At 50.2% G+C, this 12775-nt stretch carries 11 protein-coding genes; 10 read left to right on the top strand and 1 reads right to left on the bottom strand.

The window, feature by feature from the left end; genetic code table 11:
• Positions 1-110: 110 nt before the first annotated feature.
• The 10 genes from F458_RS0105575 (at position 111) to nagA (ending at position 11596) form a co-directional block, all read left to right on the top strand.
• Positions 111-1064: an alcohol dehydrogenase catalytic domain-containing protein gene (locus F458_RS0105575; protein ID WP_018982402.1), complete on the top strand. Its 954-nt coding sequence runs from the start codon at positions 111-113 to the stop codon at positions 1062-1064.
• Between the two features lie 237 nt (positions 1065-1301).
• Positions 1302-3029: an alpha-amylase family glycosyl hydrolase gene (locus tag F458_RS0105570; protein WP_018982401.1), complete on the top strand. Its 1728-nt coding sequence runs from the start codon at positions 1302-1304 to the stop codon at positions 3027-3029.
• A gap of 60 nt (positions 3030-3089) precedes the next feature.
• The gene (gene zntR / locus F458_RS0105565; RefSeq protein WP_018982400.1) at positions 3090-3515 is read left to right on the top strand and encodes a Zn(2+)-responsive transcriptional regulator; all 426 of its coding nucleotides are present in this window, start codon (positions 3090-3092) and stop codon (positions 3513-3515) included.
• Positions 3512-4693 carry an SO_0444 family Cu/Zn efflux transporter gene (locus F458_RS0105560; protein ID WP_018982399.1) on the top strand — a complete coding sequence of 394 codons (1182 nt, stop codon included), beginning with the start codon at positions 3512-3514 and terminating at the stop codon, positions 4691-4693. The genes zntR and F458_RS0105560 overlap by 4 nt, the downstream gene beginning before the upstream one ends.
• Before the next feature lie 91 nt (positions 4694-4784).
• Entirely contained in the window at positions 4785-6863 is a 2079-nt protein-coding gene (locus F458_RS19100) for a TonB-dependent receptor (RefSeq protein WP_018982398.1), read from the top strand.
• A 40-nt stretch (positions 6864-6903) separates the two neighbouring features.
• Positions 6904-7989 carry an ATP-binding protein gene (locus F458_RS0105550; protein WP_018982397.1) on the top strand — a complete coding sequence of 362 codons (1086 nt, stop codon included), beginning with the start codon at positions 6904-6906 and terminating at the stop codon, positions 7987-7989.
• Positions 7986-8510 carry a response regulator transcription factor gene (locus tag F458_RS0105545; RefSeq protein ID WP_018982396.1) on the top strand — a complete coding sequence of 175 codons (525 nt, stop codon included), beginning with the start codon at positions 7986-7988 and terminating at the stop codon, positions 8508-8510. The genes F458_RS0105550 and F458_RS0105545 overlap by 4 nt, the downstream gene beginning before the upstream one ends.
• Before the next feature lie 100 nt (positions 8511-8610).
• Complete coding sequence (locus tag F458_RS0105540; RefSeq protein WP_018982395.1) at positions 8611-9513, top strand: phytanoyl-CoA dioxygenase family protein; 903 nt, start codon at positions 8611-8613, stop codon at positions 9511-9513.
• A 62-nt stretch (positions 9514-9575) separates the two neighbouring features.
• On the top strand, positions 9576-10475 hold the full coding sequence (locus F458_RS19095) for a BadF/BadG/BcrA/BcrD ATPase family protein (RefSeq protein ID WP_018982394.1): 900 nt from the start codon (positions 9576-9578) through the stop codon (positions 10473-10475).
• Positions 10472-11596, top strand: coding sequence for an N-acetylglucosamine-6-phosphate deacetylase (gene nagA / locus F458_RS0105530; RefSeq protein WP_026294526.1), 1125 nt, complete (start codon positions 10472-10474; stop codon positions 11594-11596). Before F458_RS19095 ends, nagA begins: the two co-directional genes overlap by 4 nt.
• 27 nt (positions 11597-11623) lie before the next feature.
• On the opposite strand, the gene F458_RS0105525 is transcribed toward nagA, so the two are convergent.
• Complete coding sequence (locus F458_RS0105525; protein ID WP_169334828.1) at positions 11624-12448, bottom strand: TlpA disulfide reductase family protein; 825 nt, start codon at positions 12446-12448, stop codon at positions 11624-11626.
• Positions 12449-12775: the final 327 nt, after the last annotated feature.

Raw genomic sequence — 12775 nt, 5'->3', positions numbered from 1 at the left:
ACTAAACCAACTGGGGCCTGTTGGCCGTTTAAGCTACAGACCTTTTCAATTCACCAACGCTTCACACACATTGTATTTGCAATACAAGTTAGGTGAGCAGGATTATCATTATGACAGACACAGCATTTCCAGCATGGCATTTTCAAAAGGCCGGTCGCTCACTTTATCGGGAGAGCCTCGAAACGCCCAGGTTAGCGGATGATGAAATTTTGATTGAGAACAGCGCTAGCGGTATTAACCCGGTTGATTGGAAATTTATTGATGATAATCCGCTAAACTGGCCTAAAGGCCGAGTTCCCGGCGTGGATGGCACAGGTATAGTGATTGCGACTGGCAAAGGAATTGATGATGAGATGGTTGGCCAGCGCATAGCCTATCATCAGTCTTTAAAGCTAAATGGTAGCTTTGCTGCCTGCACGGTGGTCAAGGCCAGCCGGGTAATGCAACTTCCTGGCAAAATGTCTTACGAATTTGCCGCTGCTCTGCCCTGTCCTATGCTCACTGCCTGGCAGGCGGTAAGCAAAATTCCCCCCAAGCCTGGCAGTAAAGTGCTGGTTGCCGGAATGGGCTCGGTGAACAAGATTGCAGTACAGTTGCTAACACGCGCAGATTTTGAAGTGCATGCGCTATCCGGCAGTCTTACCAGTGAAGAAGCACAGACACTGGGGGTTGCCGCTGTGCATCGCAGCGCCGATGATCTCCGGCAACAGTACTTTGCCGTAATTGATGCAGTGGGGCCCGACAATGCCGCAGGTCTTGTCCCGTTACTTACTGCCAATGGTCACGTAGTATGCATTCAGGGCCGTATCGAAAAACCCGTGGATCCTGCATTTACCCGAACCATTTCTTATCATGAAGTAGCACTTGGGGCGTTACATGACTACGGCAGCGCACAAGACTGGCATGAACTCATGCTAGAGGGCGAAGCATTGCTGGATGATGTGCAGGCGGGGCTGATTATCGTCGAGGATCCGGTACTGTTTCCCTTCAAAGAACTCAATGAGGCCCTTGACCACAGTAAACAAACAAAAGAAAAAACAGTATTGGGCAAAGCGCCGGACTAGAGGGCCAGTTAGCTACTTGTAATGAGTATTTTTGACCGGTAAGGCCTGTAGGATTCGGTAATTTCTTCTATTCATTTTGTACCGATGAGCAGAAGACCGTTCACCTATACACACATCGGGCTGTGTTCACTCATGGCACAGGCCGATATACACTTTTGTCTAAAACTACATCACTATGGCACTGTGTTTGCTAAGCTCAAAGTGCGCCGACGTGCGGCGCACTTTTGGAGAGCAACCATGTCTGCATTTGACGGACGACTCGGCGTTTCCCCGGCAGCAGCCGGTTATCAGTTTTCGGTTTGGGCCCCCAATGCTAAATCAGTGGCCCTGACCGGTGATTTTAATGACTGGACTGCCATGCCAATGACCGCTACCGAACAAGGTATCTGGTGGTGTCAGTGTGATGCTGCGCAAAATGAGCAGCAATACCAGTTTGTAGTGGAAGACGCCAATGGTAGTCAGTTGCACAAAAATGATCCACGGGCCCGTTATCTGACCAATAGCAGCGGCAATAGCATCATTTATGATGATAACTTTATCTGGCAGACAGAGAGTTTTACACCCGCTCCAATTCACCAGCAGGTAATTTACGAACTGCACATCGGAACTTTTGGCAAACACGCGCAACAAATCGGCACCTTCGACCTTGCAATAAAGCGTTTGGATACCTTGAAGGATTTGGGTATCAATATGATCGAGCTCATGCCCGTTTATGAGTTTGCCGGAGATCAAAGCTGGGGATACAACCCCGCCTATCCCTTTGCTATTGAAGAAGCATATGGCGGCCCCGATGGTCTGAAGCGTTTTATAGATGCAGCACACCAGCGCGGAATGGGCGTTATTCTGGACGTAGTCTACAATCATCTTGGCCCGGGCGATCTTGACATGTGGCAGTTTGACGGCTGGAATGAAAACGATAAGGGCGGTATTTATTTTTATAATGATGAGCGCTCCAATACGCCCTGGGGAGATACCCGGCCTGATTATGGCCGCGCTGAAGTGCGCCAGTATTTTATCGATAACGCAAGAATGTGGCTGAGTGAGTTTCGGGCAGATGGTTTGCGCCTGGATATGGTGCCCTATATGCGCACGATTTCAGGTCTGGACGATGGTAGCGATACAATCCCTGAAGCTTACACATTAATTCAGCAGATAACTCAGGTGGTGGCGGATGAGTTCAACCACAAAATCACCATCGCTGAAGACTTGCACAGCCATCACTTTATCACCGATGGTTTGCCTGATGGCTGCGGCTTTACCGCTCAATGGGATGCCGGTTTTGTTCATCCGGTGCGCGGAGCGTTATTAGCCAGCGCTGACAGCGACATTGACTTAGCCTGTATAAAAGATGCAATCTCATCTACCTATAGCGAGCGGCCATTTTCCCGGGTTATTTATACGGAGTCACATGATGAAGTTGCAAATGGCAGCGCACGTCTTGTAGAGGAAGTGGCACCTGGAAATGTGGATGATGACTTTTTTGCCCATAACAAAGCAGTGGTGGCCGCCGCCCTGGTGCTTACAGCTTGCGGTATCCCAATGCTGTTTCAGGGCCAAGAGTTTAAACAGCATGGATGGTTCAGTGATGATCATGACATTGACTGGCCGCGCCGGGAAAAATTTAAAGATATCGTGGCTGCATTCAGCTCACTTGTCGCGCTGCGCACCAATGCTCACGGCGGTAGTGCAGGATTGACCGGCGCCGTTACCGAGTTTGTGCATGAAGACCATACCCATAAAGTGATTGGCTTTAAGCGTACTACTGAGAATAACGAGCAACCGGTATGGGTCTATCTGAATTTAGCCAATAGCGAAGCAAATGCATATCAGCTGGAAGGCTTACCAGAAACTCCGCAATGTCTTTTTGCGTGGCAACATGAAGATATTACCGCGGATTTTTCCCTTCATAACAATCAGATAACATTGCGCCCCTACAGTATTTTAATTTTCTCTCAGCAACAATAATCTGCAGATTGGATATTTCTCTTGACCCTGGAGTAGACTCCAGGGTTTATACTTGCCAACATGAATACAGTGTCTATGTTAAAAATCGGCGAGCTGGCCCGCCGGGCAAATGTGTCGGTAGATACCATTCGCTTCTACGAAAGCAAAGGGCTGATTAAGGCGTCCGTCCGGTCAGCCAGTGGCTATCGTTTATTCGATCACGAGGATGTGACTCGCTTACTGTTTGTGCAGCGCGCCAAACATGTGGGTTTTACGCTTGAGGAAATTGGCGAATTACTTGATCTCAAGCTACATCCTGACGTGCATACCTGCCACGAGGTCAAGCAGCGGACACAGCAAAAGCTTGCCAGCGTGAGTGAAAAAATCGCCGAGCTTGAACGCATTCAGCGTTCTTTGGTACAGCTTCATACCGCCTGTAGTGGCGGCCCCGAAAGTGTCGAAAATTGCTCAATTCTGCAGTTACTGGAGTCGGATGATCCCTTATGAATGATGTCTATTTGTTAGCACAAAACTTTCTGGCTTTGTTTATAGAGTCAGCCCCGTGGCTGTTACTGGGTTTACTGGTGGCAGCGATCATGCACGAATTAGTGCCGGTAAGCCTGCTGCAGCGGCATATGGGCAGCAACAGTGTAGGTGCCGTAACCAAGGCCGCAGTTATTGGCGCGCCTTTGCCATTGTGCTCCTGTGGCGTTATTCCGGCCGCTGTCGGTCTGCGCCGAAGTGGCGCTTCGAAACCCGCTACGGTATCTTTTTTAGTTTCGACGCCAGAAACCGGTGTCGACTCAATTTCTGTTTCTTATGCTTTGCTGGGGCCTCTGTATGCAATCGTGCGCCCCGTGGCAGCAATATCCAGTGCCATTTATGCCGGTCTGATGGTTAAATTTTTCGGTGGCCCGGATGATACTGCTACCGTCACGCCAGCTGATAAAGCAGCCTCTTCAGGTTGTTGCAGCAGCGAAAAAAACACACCGTCTGCGGCGTCTGAAAGTAGCAACGCGCAAGCTCAGTGCTGCGACACCGACGCGCCCGCCACATCGTGTGGTAGTAATCATCCGACAATTAAGCAATCGAAGACGTCAGATAAGCTACGCTCAATGTGGCAGTTTTCCACCGGTCAGCTATTGTCTGATATTACTGTTTGGTTGCTGTTCGGCCTTGCCCTGGCAGCGGCTATCCAGACCTGGGTGCCCACCGACTTCCTCACCCGCTGGGGCGACGGCCTGGTTGCCATGCTGTTAATGGCGGTGATTGGCGTGCCCATGTACATCTGTGCCACGGCGTCTACACCATTAGCGGTAGGTTTTCTGGCGGCGGGCTTATCTCCTGGCGCGGTATTAGTGTTCTTATTGGCCGGACCAGCCACCAACGTGTCTACTATGGGCATGATGCTAAAAGAGCTGGGGCGCCGCTCGCTGGCACTGTATTTGTTTTCGGTATTAACTGCCAGTATCGGTCTGGGCTATTTGCTGAACTGGGCGGTCGCCGCATTCGCCTGGCAGGATCTGATTGTCACAGCTGGCGCTATGCATGAGCATGGTCAGGGCACGCAGATGCTATATGCACTATGTGCTATCGTGCTGGGTTTATTAATGCTTAAAACAATCTGGCAGATGGTAAGTGAAAAGCTACGCACCTCGCCGTCAGAATCCAGCTGCTGCCATTAGCAGTCGTTCAGACCATGCGACATTTTGCCGCATGGTCTGGCCCCCCCTCTGCGATTAATATTGGCGCCTGACGTTTTCGGGAGCCTTCCACGTGAAATTAATTTACCCAGTCATTCTTAGCAGTATTCTTTCAGCCACCACCTATGCCGATACAATCGAATCAATAGAAATAACCGGCAGGGCATTAGATACATCGTCCACCGACCAGCTTGAAAAAGCACTTTCAGAGCAACAGGTGAACTTTGCTGCGGGCGGTGGATTGTCGCCGCTGCCTGTGCTCAACGGTATGATGGGTGACAGAATTCAGATTCTGGCTGATGGTGCGCCCATCACCGCGGCTTGCGGTAATCAGATGAACCCGCCCCTGTCCTATGTAACAACATCAAAGATAAGCAGTATCAATGTCTTATCTGGTGTATCACCCGTTAGTGCGGGCGGTGATAACATTGCTGGTGTCATAGTGGTTGATACTCTCACACCGGTCTTTGGTGAAGTCGATGCACCAGTTGTTTCAGGCGAAGCCGGCTTTCATCATAAAAGCGTCAACAACCGTAATACCTATTATCTGAGCGCCAGTATCGCTAACGACACCTGGTATGCCAGCTATGCAGGACAAAGTGAAGAAGCCGACAGCTACGAAAATGGCGCAGGCGAAAAAGTACTTGATACGCTTTACAAAGCACAAAGTCACGCGCTCACATTCGGGTATGAAGATGCCCATCAGATGGGTGTGGTTAAGCTCTCCTATCAGTCGATTCCCTATCAGGGTTTTGCCGGACAGTATATGGATATGACGGATAATCGATCTTATGCAATAAACGCAAAATACCGTCGTCATTTTAGTGATGTACAGCTTGATACGCAGGCCGTATTTCGCGATGTCAGCCACGAAATGGGCTTTTTCACCAGTGAAAAGCCTGGCACCATGCCAATGAATACTGACTCACAGGATATTGCCCTGAAACTAGCGTGGGAAATGCCATTAACCACTGATTACGACCTTGTTGTTGGTCAGGAGTATTACGCCAACACACTCGACGACAGGTGGCCTGCCATTGAAGGCAGCATGATGATGGGCCCGAACGATTACGTAAATATCAATGATGGTAAACGTGAGCGCGCCGCATTATATGCTGAAGTTTCCGGACAGCCATATCGTGACTGGTCGGTAACAGCAGGCACCAGAGTCGAATATGTTACGACAGATACCGGGCCGGTTCAGCCATACAGCGACGGCGCTATGGCTATGGGCGGCGGTATGGCAATGTCTATGGCAAATCCGGATGCAGACGCCGCTATGGCATTTAATATGGCCGACCGGGACCAGCAGGATACGCTGGTCGATATCAGTGCGCAGGCCTCCTATGACATTGACGCTGAACAGAAAGTCTCGTTTGGTCTGGCGCGTAAAAATCGTGTGCCTTCGCTGTACGAGCGCTACACCTGGGGACGCGGTGTTATGGCCACCACCATGATTGGCTGGTTCGCCGACGGCAACGGATATGTCGGCAATATCGACCTGGCACCTGAAACCGCCTATACAGCATCTGCGATGTACACATTCGAGTCACAACGACGGACCTACTCTGCGGATGTATGGTACACCCACGCTGATGATTATATCGATGTACAGAAAATCGGCGAATTCAATCAGTCAGGCCTGGCGCAGACCCAGCGCAATCAGCTTCAGTTTACCAATCTTGATGCGCGGTTAATGGGTATATCGATAGAGGCTGGCTGGCTGGTAGCAGATAACCAAACCGGCCAATGGCAACTCAGTAATACGTTTACTTGGCAAGATGGTATCCGCAAAGATTCTGATGCACCGCTGTACCAGATTCAACCGGTACAAAACCAGATGCAGTTGACCCACAGTAAGGGTGACTGGCAATCGAGCGTTCAGTGGCAATGGACAGGCAATAAGTTTGATACTGATCCGCTAAGGTTGGAAAACAGCACGGATGCCTACTCTGTGATTAACCTGCAAACCCAGGTGATTGTGGATAACTGGAAAATTGAACTGGCAGTAGACAACCTGTTGGACAAACAATACCAGTTGCCCCTTGGCGGCGTCAGCATTGCTGACTTTAAGCAAAATCCTGAAAACGGTTTTGCCCAGCTCGATGGCCCTGGGCGTTCATTGAATTTCGGTATTGAATATCATTTCTGATTAACGCATCTTACCTGTCAGAGTAACTTCGGACTGCCCCATGCTGTTATTGTTCTACACCTACTTGTTTCGTGACGAAAAGTTTGCCCCTTGGCTGGCAACTATCGTACTGATGCTGGAAATTGTTGCTCTTAACAGCCTGATTGCCCTTAATGGCGCTGCCAGCAATCCGTTTAGCATGATACTACTGGTTCCACTGGTACTAGGGCTTATGGTGCTGCCTGCGGTGTGGGCATCGGTAATTATTCTGGTCAGTCTGGGTGGGCAGATAAGCCAGCTCTATTTGCCCTCTGTTCATGCCGGCAATACCACGATGGCAGCGCACAGCCAGAATATGATCATTGGCTTTGTGCTGACCTCCCTGCTTATTACGGCGGTCGTTACGTACTTTCGGTACCAGCTAAATCAGCAGTCCCGCGCTTTACAGATACTTAGAGAGCGGCAACTGCGGGATGAACAGCTTCTGGCCATTGGCACGGCCGCGGCACAGCTTACCCATGATGCTGCGTCACCCATTCAAACCGCCCAGCTGCTTATCGAAGAAGCACAGGAAGCAGGCTCAGTAACATTAGTAAACGACATTGATGAGCAGTTTCAGCGGCTACAGGCCATGCTGGACGAGTGGCGCAATGTCGCCGATGATGTACGTCTGGCCAGGTTTGTGCCCTTTCACCCGGCCGAGGTTATTCGTTCATTACGTCATGTGGTTATGCTGGCACGTCCCGAATCACAAATCACCTGGCCTCAGCTACCCGACGTGCAGAACAGTCAGATTTACGCTGACCGCACATTACTACCCGCATTAAGCAGCATCTTGCTCAATGCCTGCGAAGCCAGTGAGCGAGCCGGTGATGGCTGGGTAAGTTTCTCACTGAAGATTACCGACGACACATGGCGACTTATTTTTATCAATAAAGTGAATGACGCCGATAGCCTGCGTCTGGATGCGCTGGGAAAGCGCCTGGTAACATCGCAAACCGGCAGTGGCGTCGGCGCGGCTATCAGCAATGCCACCATTGAAAAATTCGGCGGGCTCGTGCAATGGTCGCATAGCAATGACAAAGCAGTTACCGAGATAACCCTTCCTGCCCGTACCATCGCTTATGCGCAGCAGGTTACCGGATGAAGTTGCTCATTATTGATGACGATGCGCGTCTGACAGAGGTGTTGGCGCGCCGTTTCACAAACGTCACCCATTATGAGGTAAACACCTTTGGGACAGCATCTGAGGCAATGAAAGCAGATCCGAACAATGTTGATGCCATCCTGCTAGACATGATGCTGGATAATGATGAAGTTGGTCTGTCGTTTGTTGAGGCGCTCGCAGCGCGATTTACTCCAACACATCTTATCATCATGACCGGCTATGCAAGCATTGCTACCACCGTGGCCGCCATTAAAAAGGGGGCCACCGACTACATCGCAAAGCCGGTTGGATTTCAGGAATTACTGACCCGGCTTAATATAGACGCGGCGCCACCCACTGCTACTTTACTTCCCATGACGCCTGCGCAGGTAGAATGGGAACATATACAGCGCGTGCTGCATGCGAATGATGGCAATATTTCGGCCACCGCAAAAACATTGGGCATGCACAGGCGAACATTGCAGCGAAAACTGCAAAAGTTCTCACCGAGTAAACAATAAATTTTGTCCATTTTTATCTGTCATCCAACGTATTTGCATTGATTTTTGCTTAGTTTTCATTCAAAGATAAGCGAAGGAATATGTACCAAGGATTGGCACCATGCATTACTACCCCTCTCAGGGCGCGAAAGTTTGCTCGCTTTTATTTAATACTCTACGTCGCTGGGCACGTCAGCTTAAGCTGGCTAACGCTATCAGAATTGTCCGTCAGTTAATTCACTTTGGCCCGTGGCGGCACCTGTTTATAAACGCTATACGGTTTTTTCGTGGCCCCGCTGAGTGGCGGGTAAACGCCGCCTCACTGATGCCTGATCTTGATATAAAAACTATTTCAGCAACACTTCGACAAGACGGTGTCTGTGTGGCGGGTGTACTGCCCGCCCCTTTTGTCGACGCCCTGTGCCGGTTTACTGACCAGTTGCCTGCACAGGAGTATCATCAAACCCATCAGGCTAATGAAAAAATTGCCCGCATTGCTGACGACCCGGCGTTGTTAAATGTAGTCGGCGAGTACTTAGGATGTGAACCGGTGTTGGTGGAATCCTCACTATTTGTGACCAACCCGGAAGCCAGTAAGACCAAAGGTGCACAAAATCATTTTCACTTCGACTATGCCGGCTGGCAGTCATTGAACGTATTTGTTTACCTTACCGATGTGAGCCTTAACAGTTCTCATCATGTTGCCATCAAAGGCTCCCATAAAAAGATGCGGTTAAGCACACTATTAAAAGGTTTGATCAGTGACAAAGAGGCTGAAAATGAACATGGTCACGCAATAAATGCGATAACCGGCCCGGCTGGTACGGTATTTTTTGAAAATGTAGAAGTGCTGCATAAGCGTACGCAAGGTCATGAGCGACGGGTGCTGTTAAATCTTACCTATACCTCGCACCGTAATCTTATGAGCTACGGGCGAGCCAATCCCAGACAACTGGCATTTAGGGATAGTCAGTTTGCCCGGGCCCAATCGGCTTCACAGTCCATACCGGGCTCAGATAAGTAGGGTTTTGATACGCTTCAGGGTACACTGTTTGGCATCAAAACAGTCAAAAAGGCAAAGTGGCAGTGTCGAACTGGGTTCTGGGGATTGATGGTGGTGGGACAAAATGCCTGGCCAGGCTAGAGACGCTTCAAGGCGAATTAATCGGAGAGGTTGTTACCGGTCCAGCCAACGTGGCCCAGAACGTAGCCACGGCGTATGACTCTGTCTGTCAAGCGTGTGAACAGCTTCGTCAGCGCACTGGCATCTCAGCCATGGACTTTGCCAATATTCCCACGGTGATTGGCCTGGCCGGCTTCAATATTCAAAAGTATGCAGAAGCCGCTCTTCAGTGGTCACTACCGGTGCATACTGCCAACATGACTACCGATTTACATATTGCCTGCGCTGGCGCGCACGGCAGTGAAACGGGCGCATTGATTATCACCGGGACCGGCAGCTCCGCGTACGTGAATATAGGTGGTGCGAAGCGAATCATCGGCGGTCACGGTTTTCCGTTAGGTGATGAAGCCTCAGGCGCCTGGCTGGGCTGGCGAGCGCTTTCGTTTACGTTGCAAACCCTCGATGGCATGCATCCTGACAACGCGCTGACCCGGCATCTTTGCCACAAATTTGATACACAATCGGCGCAGGCACTGGTTGCCATGACCCTGCATTATCAGTCCTGCGATTATGCAGCGCTTGCGCCTGAGGTTATTGCGCTGGCCGCCCAGGCCGAGCCTAATGCGATAAGTATTATGCAGCAGGGCGCACAATATCTAAGCCGGATACTTACCGTGATAGAAGGTTACAAGCCACCGCGTATCGCCATGACCGGCGGTCTGGCACCGGCCTGGCAACAGTGGCTTGCGCCGGAAGAGGCTAACAAGTTACGGGCTCCCCTATCCACGCCGGTACAGGGCGCGGTATTGCTCGCCCGGACAATGGCTAACAATCTGACACATAACCCCCATAAAGAGGAATGATGAAACAGTACTTTGCCGACCGACTTTTCGACGGGCACACCATGCTTGAAAGCGTATTGTTTAGCGTTGATAGAGGGCGTATCACATCGTTGCTGCAGAATGCTTCTTTATCCAGTTTCAGCGAGGCTGAACATTTTACCGGCCTGGTTACCCCTGGCTTTGTCGATGTCCAGGTTAACGGCGGCGGCGGTGTGCAGTTTAATGATAAACCCAGCGTCGCCACGCTTCTCACTATGGCCGAGGCTCACCGCCAATTTGGTACTACCAGCATGATGCCAACCATCATTACCGATGACATCGCGGTAATGCAAAAAGCCGCGGATGCTCAGGCTCAGGCTCATGCGAAGGACCCTGCCTGTTTTGTCGGCATCCATTTTGAGGGGCCACATCTGAGTCAGGCCAAAAAAGGCATGCACAGCAGCGAGTATTTGCGCAGTATCAGTGATCAAGAGTTGGCACTTTTCAGTCGCAAAGACATAGGTCGGGTTATGGTGACTGTCGCACCAGAAACGGTTTCTGTCGCCGATATAAACAAGCTGATTGCATTAGGCGTCATTGTTAGCCTGGGCCATACCAATGCCACTTTTGATCAGGCCAGTGAAGCGTTTACTGCCGGGGCCACCGGCGCGACCCACCTTTACAATGCCATGTCACCACTGACCAGCCGGGAGCCGGGTGTGGTCGGCAGTGCGTTGTATCACGAGCACGTATACTGCGGCCTTATTAACGATACGCACCATGTTCATCCGGCCAGCATTGCATTGGCCATGCGCCTGAAAGGCGCCGATAAAACCATGCTTATCACCGATGCTATGGCCCCGGCAGGCAGTGATATCGATTATTTTGTGTATCAGGGCGAAACTGTTTATCAGCAAGGCAAAACGCTGAATCTGGCAGATGGCACGCTGGCAGGCTCCAACCTTACTATGATTGAGGCGGTCAGAAACACTCATCACATTGTGGGTATCAATGTGCCCGATACGTTGCAAATGGCCACCTCTACCCCGGCTGCGTTTTTGCAGCATCAGCAAATTGGACAGCTTCGCCCAGGGGCGTGGGCAAACTTTTTAGTTCTTGATGAGAAGCTGTCTTTGACAAGTGTGAATACCGCTCATCCCTGAGAGGGCGCATCTTTTTAGCGTTAATCTCTATTTTTCAGCGGAATCTGTGACAAGCTGTTGCACATTGTGTAGCAGACTCGCCCTGGATACCTCGCCCATATGACTGGTGACAAGATTGCCGTTCGCATCAAAAAATAAGGTCGAAGGCAGGCCCGATATTCCCAGTTGTCTGGCTGTTTGACCGACTGGGTCAAAATATATATTTGCAATCTCCAGGTTGTTCTTACGCAGAAAATGTAATGCATCAGACGTTGAATCCTGTTGGTTCACAAAAATAAATGTGATGTCAGCGTAATCGTTCTGGGCCTCGACAAGTACAGGCATCTCTCTTCGGCATGGCGGGCACCATGAGGCCCAGAAGTTGATCACTACAGGCTTGCCAGTTTGATGCTCGACCATTACCGCAGTGCCATCTGCGCGTTGCAACTGAATCGGCCAGATAGACTGCTCGTTAGTCAACAAAAGGTTGACCAACGCCAGCGGTGCGATGATAACAGCCGCCATTACTGCGGCTTTTAGATAAGCTGACATATGCTCACGCTTATTGCGGGTGCAAGCCAGCAATATCAAGAGACCGCTAAACCAACCTATTGTGGTATTAAACCCTCCGTCCCGAATATCAATCACCGAAAACAGATCCTGTTGGTAAACCTCCCAAAAGGACAGAACAAATACTGCCCTGGCAGCCACTACGCCGATAACCAAAGCCCGGAAGATATTATCCGAAACATCTTCCGGGCTTTCATTTTTTCGGGTAAGCAGACGCGCCACCGCCCAGAAGACAAAGATGAAAAAGACGGTAAACGCAGCGTATGCTGATATTGAAAAAGGCCCGATTGAAAAGCTTAGCAACAAAAATGTCCCATAGTGTCAGATAAATAAAAAAAGCTTACCTCATCCAAACCACGTCAACCCTTACAAAGTGACAATTCACGACCCGGCCCGGGCGAGTGCAAACGTTATATTAATAGCAAGCTTCGTGTTATAACCAATTGTGCAACAATGTTTTTGATTAACAGTGGCACTGTGCAGCGTAGACGGTTTATTACCAAAATGTGTGGAGCGGAATGTCAGCAAGTTTGAATAAGCGTCAACAGGATAAAATACCCTTAACAGGTCAAAACTAACAAGCCTGAACCCGATTACACATCGAATACAGGCTTGCTTATATAATTACGC

Source organism: Salinimonas chungwhensis DSM 16280, from assembly GCF_000378185.1.
GTDB lineage: Bacteria > Pseudomonadota > Gammaproteobacteria > Enterobacterales > Alteromonadaceae > Alteromonas > Alteromonas chungwhensis.
Note: the sequence above shows the minus strand (reverse complement) of the source record. Positions and strands in the feature narration are given on the sequence as shown.

Excerpts from the sequence above, each read along its gene's own strand:
- F458_RS0105575 (WP_018982402.1), top strand. The coding sequence starts at position 111 with ATGACAGACACAGCATTTCCAGCATGGCATTTTCAAAAGGCCGGTCGC.
- F458_RS0105570 (WP_018982401.1), top strand. The coding sequence starts at position 1,302 with ATGTCTGCATTTGACGGACGACTCGGCGTTTCCCCGGCAGCAGCCGGT.
- zntR (WP_018982400.1), top strand. The coding sequence starts at position 3,090 with ATGAATACAGTGTCTATGTTAAAAATCGGCGAGCTGGCCCGCCGGGCA.
- F458_RS0105560 (WP_018982399.1), top strand. The coding sequence starts at position 3,512 with ATGAATGATGTCTATTTGTTAGCACAAAACTTTCTGGCTTTGTTTATA.
- F458_RS0105550 (WP_018982397.1), top strand. The coding sequence starts at position 6,904 with ATGCTGTTATTGTTCTACACCTACTTGTTTCGTGACGAAAAGTTTGCC.
- F458_RS0105545 (WP_018982396.1), top strand. The coding sequence starts at position 7,986 with ATGAAGTTGCTCATTATTGATGACGATGCGCGTCTGACAGAGGTGTTG.
- F458_RS0105540 (WP_018982395.1), top strand. The coding sequence starts at position 8,611 with ATGCATTACTACCCCTCTCAGGGCGCGAAAGTTTGCTCGCTTTTATTT.
- nagA (WP_026294526.1), top strand. The coding sequence starts at position 10,472 with ATGATGAAACAGTACTTTGCCGACCGACTTTTCGACGGGCACACCATG.